Origin of the sequence: Kitasatospora sp. NPDC091257, assembly GCF_044757675.1 — a bacterium.
GTDB lineage: Bacteria > Actinomycetota > Actinomycetes > Streptomycetales > Streptomycetaceae > Kitasatospora > Kitasatospora lactacystinica.
Genome location: NZ_JBIVVI010000792.1, coordinates 1 through 4,341 on the forward strand (window position 1 = coordinate 1; position 4,341 = coordinate 4,341).

Sequence of the window (4,341 nt, forward strand, 5' to 3'; positions counted from 1 at the left end):
GGTCCGGGCCCACCCCCGCCTCGGGTGCCGGTGTCAGACCTGGTGGCGGTCCGGCGCGAGCAGGTGCAGGTGCTCGGCGTCCCGGCCGGAGGCGGCGATCAGGGCCTCGGCCAGGCCGTCGATCGACACCTCGCCGCCGGTGCCGAGGTTGACGGTCCCGCCGATCGCGCGGTCGGCACGGGCGGCCAGGAAGCCCTCCGCGGTGTCGGTCTCGTAGGTGAAGTCGCGGGTGGGAGTCGTCGAGCCGAGCCTGATCTCCCGTGCACCGGATTGGAGTTGGGCCAGGATGGTGGGGATCGCGGCGTGGGCCGACTGGCGCGGGCCGTAGGTGTTGAACGGGCGGACCACCGAGGCCGGCAGGTCGAAGGTGTGCCAGCAGGAGAGCACCATCATGTCCGCGCCGATCTTCGAGGTGGAGTACCGGGGGGGAGACGCCATCACCCGGCGCGCAGCCGCACACGCCGCCCCCGGCGGCGAGCTGACGACGGCCGACCGGGGAACGGTCCTGCTGGGTCCGCGAGGTGGGCAGGGACGCCGACTTGTCCGATGCCGGCCCTGTTGCGTGTGAGGGCGTGGAGGAAGGGTGCGGCTCCGCGGGGGTGCACAAGGTGACCCGGCCGTCGGGGCGCCGGTCCTGCGCGGCAGGGTGTGAGAGCCTGACCCGGTGCTGGACGACGGACATGGCGGGCGGACAGCGGCCCGGCCGCAGTGGTGGGCCGCCTACCTGACGCGGCATTGCGCGGTGGCCGACACCGAGCGCGAGCTGGTCGCCGGGTGGTTCGGTACCGGTGCCGCCGAGGCCGACGCCGCGTGGGAGGCGGCGATGCTGGAGGGGCTGGAGGCGCGCCTGCCCTTCGGCGGCGGGCACGCGGTGCACATGTACAGCTGCGACCTCCCCACGGACCGGGGAACGGAGTACCTGGTCGTCCACCCCGACTGGGGCCGGGTGCGGGGCCGTCTCGCCGCCGTCGACACCCGCCTCCCGGAGCCGGAACACCAGCAGGGACCGGGCCTGTCCTGGCGGGAGCTGATCCACGTCGCCAACACGCCCGACCACGCCGCGCCCGGTGTGCACGACCCGTCGGTGCGGCTGCTGCTCCTGCTGCCGACCCTCGGCGACGCGCAACTGCCGCCGGACGCCGCGGAGGTGGTCCGGGCGGCGCTGGCCGCGGTCGGGACACCACCGGAGGGCGCGGCGCACCTTGCCGCCTTCGTCCTGCGGCACCTGCGCTGGGCACCCGCGCGCTGGAGCGCACCGCAGGGCCGGCGATGGGGCCGGCCCCGGGCAGGGCGGGAGCGCGCCGTCGCCGGGATCCTGCGGTGCGACGTCCCGGGAAGCCCGCGGTTCGCCCGGCAGCTCGCCCACGGCATCACACCCGCGCAGGGCAGGCGACTCGCCCGGGCGCTCGGAACCTGGCAACCGCGGTGACGGCCGTCCACCGGGCTCTCCGTCACGGGCCCGGTCGACGGCTCGGTCGACGGCTCGGCCGGGCACCGTGACAGGGGCCGGGGAGGGCTCAGAACCGCTCCGGAACGACGTTCACGCCGGCTGCGAGCATCTCGGCAGTGATCCGCCGCGCCAAGGTGTCGTTGCAGATCAGCAGGTGCGTCCACGGCGCGTCCCGGCGCTGGACCACATGGCCGCCGCCGCTCTCGTGGAGCTGCCACCGGTCGCGTTCCGTGGTCCACAGGTACTGGTAGCCGCCGAGGGCGCGTTCGACCTCGGCGGCTTCCGCCGCGGCCCGGGTCCGACGGCCTGCCGGCGGGGGTGGCGGGGGTGGCGGGGTGGCTCGCAGGGTGACGGCCGTCAGGTAGCCGTGCCGGTCCTGCGGCGCGATCGAGAGTTCCGCGGGCAGGTCGTCGCCCAGGGCCTCCAGCACCTCGGTCGCCGGGTGGCCGAAGAGATCGACGTCGGCGAGGACGACGGGCGTGCCGCCCGGTACGTGCGAGGCCGACCGGCTGCGGCTCAGCACGACGGACCGCAGGACGGGCTCGGTGGGCTCCGCCTCGGCCCCGTCCAGCTCCTCGGCCCGTCCAATTCCTCGTCACCGGCGGTCACTTCGATGTCCGCCCAGCGGGCGGTGCGGCTCCGGGCCGTGTCGGTCACGGGCCTCGGCCGGAGCGGGAGGCAAGCTCCGGAGTGGGAGGCGGGCCGCGAAAGGGCCCGGCGTCCCGCCGCATCGCGGGGCGCCGGGCCATTCGAACTTCCCTACCGGCGGCCGGTGGTGCGGGTGCGGCGGGTGAGGGAGTCGAGGACGACGGCGGCCAGCAGGACCGCGCCGGTGATCATGTACTGGATGGCCTGGGCGGCGTGGACCATGTCGAGGCCGGTGGTGATGGACTGGATGACGAGGATGCCCAGCAGGGCGGACCAGGTCTTGCCGCGCCCGCCGAAGAGGCTGGTGCCGCCGATGACGGCCGCGGCGATGGCGCTCATCAGGACGTTGCCGCTGCCCAGTTGCTTGTCGGCGGAGCCCTGCTGGGAGGCGTAGAACAGGCCACCCAGGCCTGCCAGGAACGCGGAGAGTACGAAGACGGAGATCCGTACCCGGGCGACGTTGACGCCCGCGCGCCGGGCGGCCTCGACGCCGCCGCCGACGGCGAAGACCTGGCGGCCGTAGCGGGTGCGGCGCAGCACGAAGTCGGTGGCGAGGACGGCGCCGAGCAGGACGACCAGGGACAGCGGCAGGCCGCGGTCCTGGTTGAGGGTGTAGGCGGTGGCGAGGGTGAGGACGGCGAGGGCGGCGGCGCGCACGGCGCTGTCGGCGGCGGGGGGTGCGGTGAGGCCGGCGGCGCGGCGCCGGCGGGCGGTGTTCAGGCGGGCGGCCAGGTAGAGGACGGGGGCGAGGACGGCCAGGGCCCAGGCGTAGGCGATGTCGCCGTCGCCGAGGAAGGTGCTGTCCAGGCCGGCGACGACGCCGCCGTGGCGGTTGTTGACGGTGCCGCCGTCGCCGAGCACGTACTCCTGCAGGCCGCTCCAGGCGAGCATCCCGGCGAGGGTGACGACGAAGGCGGGCACGCCGACGCGGGCGAAGAACAGGCCGTGCAGCAGCCCCATGACGCAGGCCGCGCCGAGGGCGGCGAGGATCGCCACCCACTCGCTCCAGCCCTGGCGCGCCGTCAGCACCGCCGCGATGGCGGCGCCGGCGCCGGCGACCGAGCCGAGGGAGAGGTCGATCTCGCCGAGGATCAGCACGAAGACGACGCCGACCGCGATCAGGCCGGGCCCGGCGATGAAGCGGGTGATGTTGGTGAGGTTGTCGGCCTGCAGGAAGTGGTGGGTGACGGACTGGAAGACGACGGCGATGACGACCAGGCCGACGACGACCGGCAGCGAGCCGAGCTCGCCGGAGGCCAGGCGCCGGCGGGCGGCGCGCAGTTGGCCGGCCCAGCCCGGTTCGGTCTGCTGCAGCCTGGGGTCCGGCGTGGCCGCGGGGGCGGTGGCGGGTGCTTCGGGGGTGCTCACAGGGCCTCGGCCTCCTCGGTGTGCCCGGTGCGGCGGGCCCGGCGGGCGTGGGCGTTGTCGGTGGCGCCGGTGATCGCGGCGACGATCTGTTCCTGGGTGGTGCCGGCCACCGGGAAGACGCCGTTGTTGCGGCCCAGGCGCAGGACGGCGACGGTGTCGGCCACTGCCCGTACGTCGGCCATGTTGTGGCTGACCAGCACGACCGCCAGGCCCTGCCCGCGCAGCCGCTCCACCAGGTCGAGGACCTGGGCGGTCTGTTCGACGCCGAGGGCCGCGGTGGGCTCGTCCAGGACGACCAGGGCCGGCTCGCCGACCAGGGCGCGGGCGATGGCCACCACCTGGCGCTGCCCGCCGGACAGGGCGGCGACGGGGGTGCGCACGTCGGGGATGCGGATGGAGAGGGTGTCCAGCAGCCGGCGGGCGTGCTGTTCCATGGCGACCTCGTCGAGCAGGCCGCGGCGGCGTTTCTCGTGGCCGAGGAAGAGGTTGGCGATGACGTCGAGGTTGTCGCACAGCGCGAGGTCCTGGTAGACGGTCGCGATGCCGAGGGCGGTGGCGTCCTGGGGGCGGGCCAGGCGCGCCGGCTCGCCGTGCCAGGCGAGGGTGCCCTCGTCCACGGGGTGGACGCCGGCGATGGTCTTGACGAGGGTGGACTTGCCGGCGCCGTTGTCGCCGACGAGGGCGAGCACCTCGCCGGCGTGGACGGTGAGGTCGACGTCGGTGAGGGCCTGGACGGCACCGAAGCGCTTGGAGACCGAGCGCAGCTGCAGGACGGGTGCGCCTGTCACGGGAACAACCACCTTGGGGGAGCGGCTACTTGGTGTGATAGCCGAGGCCTGCTGGAGAGGGGCCTGCTGAAGGGGTCCTGCTGGAGG

General features: G+C 74.9%; 4 protein-coding genes and 1 pseudogene. 1 reads left to right on the forward strand and 4 read right to left on the reverse strand.

What is annotated here, in order from left to right; genetic code table 11:
- Window positions 1-72: 72 nt before the first annotated feature.
- Window positions 73-420: pseudogene (locus tag ACIQOV_RS29625) on the reverse strand (NAD-dependent epimerase/dehydratase family protein); the annotation flags it as partial.
- Window positions 421-664: 244 nt separating this feature from the next.
- Here ACIQOV_RS29625 and ACIQOV_RS29630 point away from each other — a divergent pair.
- A complete protein-coding gene (locus ACIQOV_RS29630; protein ID WP_401053639.1) occupies window positions 665-1,429 on the forward strand; it encodes a hypothetical protein in 765 nt (254 codons plus the stop codon).
- A gap of 88 nt (window positions 1,430-1,517) precedes the next feature.
- Here the strand turns inward: ACIQOV_RS29630 and ACIQOV_RS29635 are convergent, their stop codons facing one another.
- From ACIQOV_RS29635 to ACIQOV_RS29645, 3 genes are all read right to left on the reverse strand, one after another.
- Window positions 1,518-1,973 (reverse strand): hypothetical protein, encoded by a 456-nt coding sequence (locus ACIQOV_RS29635; protein ID WP_401053641.1) that lies wholly within the window; start codon window positions 1,971-1,973, stop codon window positions 1,518-1,520.
- A 236-nt stretch (window positions 1,974-2,209) separates the two neighbouring features.
- On the reverse strand, window positions 2,210-3,466 hold the full coding sequence (locus ACIQOV_RS29640) for a sugar ABC transporter permease (RefSeq protein ID WP_401053642.1): 1,257 nt from the start codon (window positions 3,464-3,466) through the stop codon (window positions 2,210-2,212).
- Entirely contained in the window at window positions 3,463-4,254 is a 792-nt protein-coding gene (locus ACIQOV_RS29645; RefSeq protein WP_401053644.1) for an ATP-binding cassette domain-containing protein, read from the reverse strand. The genes ACIQOV_RS29640 and ACIQOV_RS29645 overlap by 4 nt, the downstream gene beginning before the upstream one ends.
- Window positions 4,255-4,341: the final 87 nt, after the last annotated feature.